Raw genomic sequence first — 11,886 nt, forward strand, 5'->3', positions numbered from 1 at the left:
GTGCTTTTTTTTGACTGTAGTATTACTCTACTTGGCAAACTAAACCTTTCAGATAGTAACCTTCAGGGTAGTTTGACGATACAGGGTGATCAGGTGCTTGATGCAAACGATCAACAATATAAGCATTTCTTCTAGCGTCTAATGCTGCATCAGCGACAATTTTTTGAAATAATCCCGCTTCCATTAAGCCTGAACATGAAAAGGTTAGTAAAATTCCACCAGGTTTTAATAATTGCATGGCGAGCATATTAATGTCTTTATAACCTCTGCAAGCTCCTGTTAGCTGCGCTTTAGATTCAACAAACTTTGGTGGATCTAGAATGATCATATCAAACGTGCGTTTTTCTTCTCTGTACTCACGTAATAATTTAAATACATCAGCTTTAACAAATTTTACATTATCACCAAGGTGATTAAGCTCAACATTTTCTTTTGCAATATCAAGAGCTGATTGAGAAACGTCAACGTTAATAACTTCTTTAGCGCCTTTTAAAGCGCAATGCAGTGCAAACGTTCCAGTATAAGAGAAACAGTTCAGTACTGATTTTCCTTCAGCATATTTACCTGCTGCCACTCTCGATTCACGTTGATCTAAATAAAATCCTGTTTTATGACCCGTAACAATATTAACTTTAATTTTTACGCCATATTCTTCAATAACACATTCAGTAGTGTCTTGTGGTTCAGTTAACCAACCCGTTACTGGGAGCAAACCTTCTTTTTTTCTTACATCAACATCTGAACGTTCATAAATATGGCAATCGGGATAAAGCTTTTTTAACGCTGAAACTAAAGTATAACGATGAAAATCAGCGCCAGCGCTAAGTAGCTGACAAACAAGAAAGTTATCGTATTTATCTATGGTTATTCCCGGTAAACTGTCAGATTCACCTGCAATTAGGCGATAGCCCGTTAAGCCACCTTTTTCAATAAACCAATCTCTGCGTGCTTGAGCACTTGATAGTTTTTTGAGAAAAAAAGCTTCGTCGATTTCTTCGTTTTCATCAAAGGTCCAAACACGTATACATATTTGTGATTCTGGGGAATATGCGCCTCTAGCCAGCCAATTATCCTTACTGTCGTATATATCAACAGTATCTCCTAATTGAGGATTACCTTTAATTTTATTGATGGCTCTTGAGAATACCCAAGGGTGTTTTCTCAACAAAGATTTTTCTCGGGAAACTTTTAAATAAATTCTGGCTGACATATGTCTATACTTAATATTAAAGAGGCGTGGATCATACCATATCAATTGGTATTAACCATCTTGGCGAGGTACTCATTATTATGATCTCGGCTACATACAAAGGAAAAAGAACATGAATGTAAGTTACATCGCACATTTAAGTGGCAAAGTACAAGGAGTTAGCTTTAGGTCGTTAAGCCAACAAATGGCAATTGATTATAGTTTAAGTGGTTATACGCATAATTTAGCTGACGGAAGTGTAGAAGTGCTCATTTGTGGAGAGCAGGTCAATGTAGACAAAATGTTGTTATGGTTAAAACAAGGGCCACCAGACGCTATTGTTAATAAAATGGACCAAAAACAAGTAGAGTGGAAAGAACATCATTTTTTTGCAATTAATTGAATATATAGGATTTTATATAATGTTTAGTCATTTATTGAGTTTTAAATGATTTATAATACCTTTAAAAGTTGACACTGTAGTCAGCTTTTTGCTTTACTATAGCAATAGTTTACGTAATGCTGGCATAACAATAGAGAATTCAACATGGCAAATGGCGCGCTTCAATTTCTGCTCAATGATGAAATAGTTACACTCGATCACTTTGATCCTAATTTAACGGTGCTTCAGTATTTAAGAAATATTGAAAACAAAACAGGCACTAAAGAAGGTTGCGCATCGGGCGATTGCGGTGCCTGTACAGTTGTTGTAGCTGAACTCTCTAATACGAGTACAGATTTAGCTTATAAATCGATAAATTCGTGTATAACATTTTTAGGTGCGATGCATGGTAAGCAACTTATAACCGTAGAGCATTTAAAACCTGCTAGCCAGCTTGATTCAAATGAAAAACTTCATAGCGTACAACAAAACATGGTTGATCATCATGCATCACAATGCGGCTTTTGTACGCCGGGTTTTGTTATGTCGTCGTTTGCGTTACACAAAAACAAGCAAAACCCTGATAGAGAAGAAGTGCTTGAAGCATTAGCTGGAAACTTATGTCGTTGTACAGGGTATCGCTCCATTATTGATGCCGCGATAGATCAAACCAACGATTGCGCTAATGATTCATTCGCACAAAATTATCAGCAAACGGTTGATAAACTTTCAGTATTAAACCAATTACCAGCGGTTCAAATTCAAAGTACAAACAAGAGCTATTTTGCACCTAAAAACAGCAAAGAATTATCTACTTATTTATTAGCACATCCTGATGCCATTTTGGTAGCTGGCGGAACAGATTTAGCTTTATCAGTTACTCAACATTTATCCTCTATTAACGAGCTTGTGTATTTAGGTGAAGTTGAAGAGCTAAATACAATCACTGTTGATGACGAATTTATACACATAGGCTCTGCTGTTCCTTATCATAAATTTACGCACTTACTTGAAAAAGAATATTCAGACTTAGGCGATATGATTGAGCGCATTGGCTCAATGCAAATACGTAATAACGGTACGTTAGGGGGGAATATTGGTAACGCGTCACCAATAGGTGATATGCCTCCTGCCTTAATTTCATTGGGCTGTACTATGGAGTTACAATGTGGAGATAAAACTCGCACCGTTTTAGTAGAAGACTACTTTGTTGATTACAAAAAAACGATACTAGCACCTTCAGAGTTTATTAAATCTATCAGCATCCCTAGAGCGAACAAGCCTAAAGCTGAAGTAGCTTTAAAAGTGTATAAAATATCTAAACGTATCGATGATGATATTTCTGCGGTACTTGCTTCATTTTATATCGAATTAAAAAACAACCAAGTTACTGCTATTCGCATAGCTTTTGGTGGTATGGCTGCTATTCCAAAACGTGCACTAGCGACTGAGCAAGTATTATTAAATAACGCGTTTACGAAAAAGAACATTGAACGCGCTCAGCAAGCATTAACGCAAGATTATCAACCAATGTCAGACGTAAGAGCGTCAGATGCTTACCGAATGCGTGTTGCACAAAACTTGTTAGAAAAATGCTTTATTGAACTTACACAAAGTTCGGCTTCTTCAACACCACATCAACTTATTGAAACGCGAGTTATTAATCATGCGTAATTTAACTAATGTACCAAAAGGTACCGATAAAAGCGTAGATGCTGCTACACAAGCTATAGAAATAGGTTTAGGTGGTGTAGGTAAACATAAAAAACATGAAAGTGCTGAAAAACATGTCAGTGGCGAAGCGCTTTATATTGACGACAAGCCAGAGTTACAAGGGCAGTTACACGCAGCAGTAGGGCAAAGTACTCATGCCCATGCAAACATAAAGTCACTTGATTTATCAGCCGTTAAAGCAGCTGAAGGCGTTATTGCCGTAATTACTGTGGAAGATGTACCGGGGCATACTGATATTGGCCCTGTATTTCCGGGTGATCCTGTTTTAGCGATAGGTAAGGTTGAATATGTTGGCCAACCTATTTTTGCTGTAGCGGCTACAAGCCATGATTTAGCCCGCAAAGCGGTTACCTTGGCAAAGATTGATTACGAACCACTTGAAGCCGTTTTAACGGTTAAACAAGCGTTAGAGCAGCAATCATTTGTTAGACCACCCTTTACAATGCAACGTGGCGAGTCCGATGCTGCAATTGAAAAAGCTAAACATCAACTTAGTGGCGAAATCACCATAGGTGGGCAAGAGCACTTCTACCTTGAAGGGCAAGTCTCATCAGCAGAGCCTACCGAAGATGGCGGAATGGTGGTTTATTCATCTTCTCAACATCCGAGCGAAGTGCAAAAACTAGTCGCTGAAGTGTTAGCCATTCCTTTAAATCTTGTCGTTGTAGATACTCGAAGAATGGGAGGTGGTTTTGGTGGTAAAGAAACTCAAGCGGCACCTTGGGCATGTTTGGCGGCACTTTTAGCGAATAAAACAAAACGTCCGGTTAAATTTAAATTAAGCCGAATGGACGACATGATCATGACGGGAAAACGTCATCCATTTGAAAATAATTACACCGTAGGATTTGATGATAAGGGTGTAATCGAAGGCATTAATATTACCGTAAATGGTAATTGTGGTTATTCGCCCGATTTATCAGACGCCATTGTCGACCGAGCTATGTTTCATTCTGATAATGCCTATTATTTGAATGAAGTAAAAGTAACGGGTAACCGCTGCAGGCTAAATACAGTCTCGCATACAGCATTTAGAGGTTTTGGTGGTCCACAAGGTGTTATGACCATTGAAATGGTCATGGACGATATCGCAAGACACTTAGGTAAAGACCCTTTAACGATAAGAAAAGCAAATTTATACGGGAAGAACGAGCGTAACATTACTCATTATTATCAAACCGTAGAACATAATAAATTACCTGAATTAATGGACAGCTTAGAACAAAGTTCTGACTACCAAGCACGTCGTAAAAGTATTAACGATTTTAATAAACAAAGTCCTATTTTGAAAAAAGGCATAGCTTTAACACCTGTTAAATTTGGTATTTCATTTACCGTTCAGCATCTAAATCAAGCAGGGGCTTTAGTTCATATTTATACCGATGGCACTATTCATTTAAACCATGGCGGTACCGAAATGGGCCAAGGCCTATTTACTAAAGTTGCTCAAATTGTGGCTGAAGAGTTTCAAGTGAATGTTGATACCGTAGGTGTGTCTGCCACTCGAACCGACAAAGTACCGAATACGTCTCCTACAGCAGCATCATCAGGAACCGACTTAAACGGTAAAGCGGCACAAGCGGCGGCAATTACGATTAAAAAGCGGTTAATTAATTTCGCTTGCGAACATTACTTTATTGATGAATCAGGTGTTGTTTTTGACAATAACCAAGTTATTTTAAGTATGAACGACAAAGTTATGCATACGTTTAGCTTTGCTGAATTTGTTCAACAAGCTTATATGAACAGAGTTTCTTTATCGGCAACCGGTTATTACAAAACACCTAAAATACACTTTGACCGTTCAACAGGTAAAGGTCGACCATTCTTTTATTATTCAACGGGCGCATCAGTTTCAGAAGTATTAATTGATACGCTAACTGGCGAATACAAAGTACTACGAGCCGATATTTTGCATGACGTTGGTCATTCATTAAACCCCGCAATTGATAGAGGCCAAATTGAAGGGGCTTTTATTCAAGGCATGGGTTGGTTAACTACCGAAGAATTGATGTGGAACGACCAAGGTCGATTACTTTCAAATAATCCGGCAACTTATAAAATTCCGGCAATTAGTGATACACCTGAAGACTTTAGAGTAAATTTAGTGCCTGACGATCCTAACCGAGAGCAAACTATTTATAACTCGAAAGCGGTAGGTGAGCCTCCATTTATGTTAGCTATTTCTGTGTGGTCAGCTTTAAAAGATGCCATTGCAAGTGTGGCTGATTACAAGTTAAGCCCTAAGCTAGATACACCAGCAACGCCTGAACGTGTGCTATGGGCGGTAGAGTCGATGAAAGCTCATAACAAAGCAGATAAAACGGCATAGGTGTGTGTTTGTCTAATGATTTTGGTGAAGGTTTAGGAAAGGTAAATATGTTGGGTGAATGTTCATGAATAAGCAAAATTGGAGTAGTGCAACCTACCAGCTTAACCAGCAAGGTAAAGCCTACGTAATGGTAACCTTAATAGGCATTACCGGATCTACACCGCGTGATAGCGGCACTAAAATGGTGATCACTCATGATGAGTTTTTCGACACCATAGGTGGAGGTCATCTCGAATTCAAAGCGACAAAGTTTGCCCATAAGTTATTAAAAAAAGGTGTGAATGCTCAACATATTGAACACTTTCAATTAGGTAGCCAACTAGGGCAATGTTGTGGTGGTACAGCAACCGTTTTATTCGAATGTTTTGCAGCTACAGGTATTAACATTATGTTATTTGGAGCCGGACATGTAGGCCAAGCACTTATGCCTATATTGTCAGCTTTACCGTGCCAAATTACGTGGGTAGACAGCAGAGCAGAACAATTTCCAGCGAATGCCGAAACCCTTAATAATACCTGCGTTATTGTAAGTGAAACACCAGAAGACGAAGTAGCAAATATGCCCGCGAATAGTTATTTTATCGTTATGACACATAATCACCAAATGGACTTTGATATCTCTCAAGCCATTTTGAAGCGTGGCGATTTTGCTTACCTTGGTTTAATTGCGTCTGACACTAAATGGCGTCGATTTAAACAAAGATACAAACACAGAGATATTGATGAAGCGTTAGTTGAACGTATGCATTGTCCAATCGGTTTACCTGACGTTACCGGTAAATTACCTATGGAAGTTGCGGTATCGGTTGCGGGGCAAATTATCAGTTGTTACCAAACGAACGAGCATCAAAAGATAGCTCCAGAGAAAGGAAGCCAGCAAGGTGTTCCTTTAAAAACGATTAAACAATTAGTTAGCGATATAAATTAGGATCAAGTTATGCACTTTGCGTTACAAAGTAAAAAAGTGATTGTTCAGGGGCAAATGAAGCCTGCATGTATTGAAATTAAAAATGAATTAGTGGTTGCTATTCATAACTATGATCATCCTTTAGATTGCCAAGTGATTGATCACGGTGAACTGGTTATTTTACCAGGATTAGTCGATTCACATGTGCATATTAACGAACCTGGTCGAACAGAGTGGGAAGGCTTTAACACCGCAACTCAAGCCGCTGCTGCAGGTGGAATAACCGCCTTAGTAGATATGCCATTAAACTGCATACCGGTAACAACCACTAAAGCGGCATTTGAAGAAAAGCTAGATGCGGTACACGACAAACTTTGGGTTGATTGTGGCTTTTGGGGCGGTGTTATTCCCGATAACATTGATCAACTTGACGATTTATTAAATGCTGGCGTATTAGGTGTTAAATCTTTTTTAATTGATTCAGGTGTTGAAGAGTTTCCTAACGTACAAGCTGACGACATTCGCAAAGCACTGCCTATTTTAGCTAAACATAATGTGCCTTATCTTATTCATGCAGAGCTAGATTGTGGTTCGCATCCAGATCCTATTATCGGTGATAAATACAATAGCTTTTTAGCGTCTCGCCCTAAAAAATGGGAAAACGATGCGGTTGCTTTAATGGTTGATTTAGCGAAAGAAGCTAAGCAAAACGGCCACGACTGTAAGGTGCATATTGTGCATTTGTCGTCTGATGAAGCCCTTGAAAGCATCAGCGAAGCTAAGCAAGCAGGATTACGCTTTACGGCTGAAACATGCCCGCATTATTTAACCATAGCGTCTGAAAATATTCCTGATGGCAAAACGCTATTCAAATGTTGTCCGCCTATTCGAGAAAACACCAACCGTGAATCGTTATGGACGGCGGTAAAAGATGGTCGTATTAGCTTTATTGTGTCGGATCATTCACCTTGTACACCTCAATTAAAGCATATTGATACAGGCGATATTGAAAAAGCATGGGGAGGTATTTCAGCCTTACAGTTTGGTTTACCTCTTATATGGACCGAAGCCAAAAACAGAGGCTTTAGTTTAGTGGACATCGCTCGTTTAATGTCGCACGAAACTGCTAAATTTGCTGGTCTTGATCATTACAAAGGTCAAATTAAAGTTGGTTACCATGCTGACTTTGCCATATTTGACGAATCAAAAATTTTCACTATTACCAATGAGATGATCAAACATAAACATAAAATAACGCCTTACGTGGGTAGAGAAGTTACCGGTGAAATTAAACAAACGTATGTGCGTGGGCAACTTGTTTATAGCGACGACAGTTTTGTAAATACACCTAAAGGGCAGGTACTACTGAAGCAAAAGTAGATACGGTTAAAGCATTTAATATAAAAGCATATTAAAAAATAGATAAACAACAAATTCAGCCATGAATTGGAGCAAATAATGATCGAGAACACACAACAACAAAATAAACTAACAGGCGAGAGTGCCGAGTTAGCTTTAAAACTTAAAACACACTATGTAGATTTAGCAAGCGAACGTGTTGGCGGTGAAACATTGTCGTGTAGTGACGATTTTTTTGCTGAAATGGAAAATCTACTTAAATCAGGTCGTGGCATCTTTATTGATGACAAATATACCGAGCGTGGTAAGTGGATGGATGGCTGGGAGTCGCGCCGTAGTTATGGTCGAGACAATGGGCGTGAATTTGACTGGTGTATTATCCGTTTAGGTATTCGTGGTGTTATCAAAGGTTTTGATATTGACACAAACTACTTTAGAGGTAATGCACCACAAACCGTTTCAGTTGAGGCGTGTGTAAGTGAAGTACAACCTAATGATGATACCGTTTGGCACACAATTTTAGCTGAAAGTGCGGTAGAGCCACATAGCCAAAACTTATTTGAATTAACGCAAGCATCGGCTGGTGAGTTACTTGAAAAGTCATGGACTCATGTGCGATTAAATATGTTTCCTGATGGTGGCATAGCTCGTTTTCGTGTTTACGGGGAAGCTGATGTGAGCTGGGATGATTTTGTTGCAGGTGAACTTGTTGATTTAGCTTATATTAAAAATGGCGGTAAAGCCTTACTCGTAAGCGACATGTTTTTTAGCGATAAAAATAATCTGATTATGCCTGGTCGTGGTAAAGACATGGGCGATGGTTGGGAAACTAAACGTCGTCGCGATCCAGGGCCAGATTGGTCCATTGTAAAATTAGGCCAGTCGGGTACGGTAGAAAAAGTGATTATTGATACCTGTCATTTTAAAGGCAATTATCCAGATAGCTTTAAGCTAGAAGGTACTATTACGATGGATGATGACTTTACGCAAAACAATGCGCGCTGGGAACCTATTATTGAGCAAACTAAACTGTACGCACATCGCGAGCACTTGTTTATCAATGAAATAATTAAACCTTCAAACATATATACCCATGTACGTTTAAGTATTTACCCCGACGGTGGTATTTCACGTATGCGCGTATTTGGTAAAGGTTCTGAACTTGGAGCGGATCTAAATACTTTAGATGAAGCATTAGGTGGTGAATTAGGTACAAACCATGAGTAACTCTTTAGCAATTGATACACTAAACGCCTTACCTGAAAATGATGCAATACATGCGTTTATGCAGTGTTGCACATCGTCAAAATGGGTAGAACGAATGCTGAATTCTTTACCTGTTGCAGATAAAGACCAGCTGGTAAACCTTGCGAACGAACATTGGAAAAATTTAACCGAAAACGATTATTTAGAAGCCTTTGAAGGTCACCCTAAAATTGGTGATGTTAATTCACTTCGAGCTAAATATGCTAATACCAAAGCCTTAGCCAGTGGTGAACAGAGCGCTGTTGATAATGCGACTGAAACAGTATTAACCCAGCTCGCGAAAGGTAATGATGATTATCAGCATAAATTTGGTTTTATTTTTATTGTTTGTGCAACAGGAAAGTCAGCTGAAGAAATGCTGACGCTATTGCAACAGCGTTTACCCAATAATAGGCAAACAGAGCTGGAAAATGCGGCAGAAGAACAACGTAAAATATTTCAAATACGAATAGACAAAATGTTAGATCACCTTAAGGAAGGTAATAATGACTAGTACAAATTCAAACCCAGTGAGTCAAGGTGTTAGCCAAATAACCACGCATGTATTAGACACTTCTCGAGGTTTACCAGCTAAAGGTCTTCCTATTACTTTGTTTCAGCAGGATAAAGACTCTGTATGGCATTCATTAGCGAATGGAGTAACCAATGATGATGGGCGTATTGCAGGGCTATTAGATCCTACACTCGTATTGCCTGCGGGTTTATATCGTATGCATTTTGATACTAAAGCTTACTTTGATTCGATAGATGAAAAAGGCTTTTATCCGTATGTCGATATTGTCTTTGAATTAGACGCAAGCGGTGATCATTACCACATTCCATTACTGCTCACAGCGTACGGCTATTCAACTTACCGAGGCAGTTAATCAATGACCACCGATGTAATTTCAGTAAAACCTAAACCATTAACTAAACAAAGCTTTTTACCTTTTGGTGATGTGATAGAAGTTGATGAGTCAAATCAGCATTTTACGATAAACGATGGTTTTACAGAGCGTTATCACGATTTAGCTAACATTGATGTAGAAACCAATAACGGCAGAACACTTGTTAATATATTCAGAGCAACACCATTACCTCAGCCTATTACAATCAATATGATGGAAAGGCATCCATTATCAAGCCAAGCTTTTATGCCATTAAGTCAACAACCTTATTTGGTTGTTGTTGCTCCTGCTGGCGATTTTAATATTGATGAATTACAAGTATTTTTGGCAACAGCTAATCAAGGTGTTAATTATCACAAAGGTACTTGGCATCATTACTGTTTGGCATTAAACGAAGTGTCAGACTTTTTAGTTGTAGATCGTGGTGGTGTAGGAGATAACTGTGATGTTATTTCACTAGATCCAATAAAAAATGATGCCGTTAAGCATTCGTTAGTTATTTCTTTAGAAAAGAACAATTAAGGTAAAACCATGTTAAAAGTTTATCGAGGTGAGTTATTACATTTCTTAGCCGATCCCTCTAAAGTTAAGTTAGAAGACAGCTACGAATATTTTCCAGACGCCTTACTCATCATTAAAAATGGCTTGGTTGATACCGTAGGGCATGCTCATGATTTATTATCTACATTGCCTTTCGGTACTGAAATTATTCACTATACCGATGGTTTAATGATGCCGGGGTTTATTGATACTCATGTTCATTACCCACAAACAGAAATGATCGCCTCTTACGGTGAGCAGTTATTAGAGTGGCTTGAAAACTACACCTTTCCCGCTGAACGACAATTTAGTGATGAAGCACATGGTAAAAAAGTTGCTGAGTTTTTTCTTTCTCAGATGCTTGATGCAGGAACAACTACTGCTTTAGTTTTTGGCACTGTACACAAAGCTTCTGTTGATGCCTTTTTTAGTATTGCAGAACAAAAAAACCTTCGTATGATTTGTGGCAAAGTCTTGATGGATCGTAATTGCCCAGATTATTTGTCTGATACCGCAGAGAGTGGTTACACTGATAGTAAAGCTTTAATTGAAAAATGGCATAACAGAGGTCGGCTTCAATACGCAATAACTCCACGGTTTGCACCTACGTGTTCAACAGAACAATTGAATGAAGCAGGGCGTTTACTTAATGAATATCCTAGCGTTTATTTACATACACATTTATCTGAAAACAAAAATGAAATTGAATGGGTAAAGTCATTATTCCCAGACAGTGAAAACTACCTAGACGTTTACGATAAAAGTAACTTACTTGGCAGGCGCAGCGTTTTTGCACACGGTGTACATTTACATGACGATGAATGTCAGCGTTTATCTGATACCGAATCAGCTATCGCATTTTGTCCAAGCTCAAACTTATTTTTAGGTAGTGGTTTATTCAATTTAAAACAAGCTGAAGAATTTAACGTTAACGTGGGGTTAGGTTCAGACATTGGCGCAGGCACAACTTTTTCTATGTTAAGCACCTTAAACGAAGGTTACAAAACGCAGCAACTACGTGGCGATAAACTTAGCCCGTATAAATCGTTTTATCTCGCTACCTTAGGAGGTGCAATCGCATTAGATTTAGAAGGCACCATAGGTAACTTTGTAAAAGGTGCAGAAGCCGACTTTATTGTAATAGACACAAAAGCTACACCATTAATGGAAAGACGAATGCAGCATTGTAAAACACTAACAGAAGAATTGTTTATTTTAAGTATGTTAGGCGACGAACGTCACGTAATAGCAACACACATAATGGGTGAACGAGTATGTTAATTTTTACAC

11 protein-coding genes are annotated in these 11,886 nt (G+C 38.6%); 10 read left to right on the forward strand and 1 reads right to left on the reverse strand.

The features are described 5' to 3' along the window. Positions 1 to 22: 22 nt before the first annotated feature. Complete coding sequence (locus ACM9HF_RS01710; RefSeq protein WP_473613993.1) at positions 23 to 1,210, reverse strand: class I SAM-dependent methyltransferase; 1,188 nt, start codon at positions 1,208 to 1,210, stop codon at positions 23 to 25. A 112-nt stretch (positions 1,211 to 1,322) separates the two neighbouring features. On the opposite strand from ACM9HF_RS01710, the gene ACM9HF_RS01715 reads away from it, so the two are divergent. The 10 genes from ACM9HF_RS01715 (at position 1,323) to guaD (ending at position 11,877) form a co-directional block, all read left to right on the forward strand. After that, positions 1,323 to 1,592, forward strand: coding sequence for an acylphosphatase (locus ACM9HF_RS01715; RefSeq protein ID WP_473613994.1), 270 nt, complete (start codon positions 1,323 to 1,325; stop codon positions 1,590 to 1,592). 144 nt (positions 1,593 to 1,736) lie between these two features. Beyond that, positions 1,737 to 3,245 (forward strand): xanthine dehydrogenase small subunit, encoded by a 1,509-nt coding sequence (gene xdhA, locus ACM9HF_RS01720; RefSeq protein ID WP_473613995.1) that lies wholly within the window; start codon positions 1,737 to 1,739, stop codon positions 3,243 to 3,245. After that, positions 3,238 to 5,637 (forward strand): xanthine dehydrogenase molybdopterin binding subunit, encoded by a 2,400-nt coding sequence (xdhB, locus tag ACM9HF_RS01725; RefSeq protein WP_473613996.1) that lies wholly within the window; start codon positions 3,238 to 3,240, stop codon positions 5,635 to 5,637. The genes xdhA and xdhB overlap by 8 nt, the downstream gene beginning before the upstream one ends. Positions 5,638 to 5,701: 64 nt before the next feature. Next, a complete protein-coding gene (gene xdhC, locus ACM9HF_RS01730; RefSeq protein ID WP_473613997.1) occupies positions 5,702 to 6,565 on the forward strand; it encodes a xanthine dehydrogenase accessory protein XdhC in 864 nt (287 codons plus the stop codon). Between the two features lie 9 nt (positions 6,566 to 6,574). After that, a complete protein-coding gene (gene allB, locus ACM9HF_RS01735; protein WP_473613998.1) occupies positions 6,575 to 7,924 on the forward strand; it encodes an allantoinase AllB in 1,350 nt (449 codons plus the stop codon). A gap of 78 nt (positions 7,925 to 8,002) precedes the next feature. After that, a complete protein-coding gene (alc, locus tag ACM9HF_RS01740) occupies positions 8,003 to 9,130 on the forward strand; it encodes an allantoicase (RefSeq protein ID WP_473613999.1) in 1,128 nt (375 codons plus the stop codon). Next, the gene (gene uraD / locus ACM9HF_RS01745; protein ID WP_473614000.1) at positions 9,123 to 9,662 is read left to right on the forward strand and encodes a 2-oxo-4-hydroxy-4-carboxy-5-ureidoimidazoline decarboxylase; all 540 of its coding nucleotides are present in this window, start codon (positions 9,123 to 9,125) and stop codon (positions 9,660 to 9,662) included. The genes alc and uraD overlap by 8 nt, the downstream gene beginning before the upstream one ends. Then, positions 9,655 to 10,035: a hydroxyisourate hydrolase gene (uraH, locus tag ACM9HF_RS01750; RefSeq protein WP_473614001.1), complete on the forward strand. Its 381-nt coding sequence runs from the start codon at positions 9,655 to 9,657 to the stop codon at positions 10,033 to 10,035. Before uraD ends, uraH begins: the two co-directional genes overlap by 8 nt. 3 nt (positions 10,036 to 10,038) lie before the next feature. Beyond that, positions 10,039 to 10,578 (forward strand): ureidoglycolate lyase, encoded by a 540-nt coding sequence (locus ACM9HF_RS01755; RefSeq protein WP_473614002.1) that lies wholly within the window; start codon positions 10,039 to 10,041, stop codon positions 10,576 to 10,578. 9 nt (positions 10,579 to 10,587) lie between these two features. Further along, positions 10,588 to 11,877: a guanine deaminase gene (guaD, locus tag ACM9HF_RS01760; RefSeq protein WP_077341902.1), complete on the forward strand. Its 1,290-nt coding sequence runs from the start codon at positions 10,588 to 10,590 to the stop codon at positions 11,875 to 11,877. Positions 11,878 to 11,886 lie beyond the last annotated feature (9 nt).

The sequence above is a fragment of the Colwellia sp. RE-S-Sl-9 genome (assembly GCF_048296855.1).
Classification (GTDB): Bacteria; Pseudomonadota; Gammaproteobacteria; order Enterobacterales; family Alteromonadaceae; genus Pseudocolwellia.

Bases quoted from the DNA above. Each gene is read 5' to 3' on its own strand.
- ACM9HF_RS01710 (WP_473613993.1), bottom strand. From the start codon at position 1,210: ATGTCAGCCAGAATTTATTTAAAAGTTTCCCGAGAAAAATCTTTGTTG.
- ACM9HF_RS01715 (WP_473613994.1), top strand. From the start codon at position 1,323: ATGAATGTAAGTTACATCGCACATTTAAGTGGCAAAGTACAAGGAGTT.
- xdhA (WP_473613995.1), top strand. From the start codon at position 1,737: ATGGCAAATGGCGCGCTTCAATTTCTGCTCAATGATGAAATAGTTACA.
- xdhB (WP_473613996.1), top strand. From the start codon at position 3,238: ATGCGTAATTTAACTAATGTACCAAAAGGTACCGATAAAAGCGTAGAT.
- xdhC (WP_473613997.1), top strand. From the start codon at position 5,702: ATGAATAAGCAAAATTGGAGTAGTGCAACCTACCAGCTTAACCAGCAA.
- allB (WP_473613998.1), top strand. From the start codon at position 6,575: ATGCACTTTGCGTTACAAAGTAAAAAAGTGATTGTTCAGGGGCAAATG.
- alc (WP_473613999.1), top strand. From the start codon at position 8,003: ATGATCGAGAACACACAACAACAAAATAAACTAACAGGCGAGAGTGCC.
- uraD (WP_473614000.1), top strand. From the start codon at position 9,123: ATGAGTAACTCTTTAGCAATTGATACACTAAACGCCTTACCTGAAAAT.
- uraH (WP_473614001.1), top strand. From the start codon at position 9,655: ATGACTAGTACAAATTCAAACCCAGTGAGTCAAGGTGTTAGCCAAATA.
- ACM9HF_RS01755 (WP_473614002.1), top strand. From the start codon at position 10,039: ATGACCACCGATGTAATTTCAGTAAAACCTAAACCATTAACTAAACAA.
- guaD (WP_077341902.1), top strand. From the start codon at position 10,588: ATGTTAAAAGTTTATCGAGGTGAGTTATTACATTTCTTAGCCGATCCC.